A 247-nucleotide genomic window follows, 5' to 3' on the forward strand; every position below is an offset into this window, starting at 1 on the left:
TGATCGTGCAGGAAGTCTCCCCGCGCGACGGCCTGCAAATCGAGCCGACCTGGGTCGACACCGCTGACAAGATCGCGCTGATCAACCAGCTTTCCCGCGCCGGTTTTTCGCGCATCGAAGCCGGATCGTTCGTCTCGCCCAAAGCCATACCGGCTCTGCGCGATGGCGAGCTGGTCTTTCAAGGCATCGAGCGCACGCCTGGGGTGATCTACGTGGCACTGATCCCCAATCTCAAAGGCGCCCAACG

Annotated in this window: 1 pseudogene; it reads left to right on the forward strand. The window is 62.3% G+C overall.

The window, feature by feature from the left end:
* Window positions 1-2: 2 nt before the first annotated feature.
* Window positions 3-247: pseudogene (locus AC0L3U_RS39985) on the forward strand (hydroxymethylglutaryl-CoA lyase); the annotation flags it as partial.

Source organism: Bradyrhizobium sp. Kon69, from assembly GCF_055807515.1.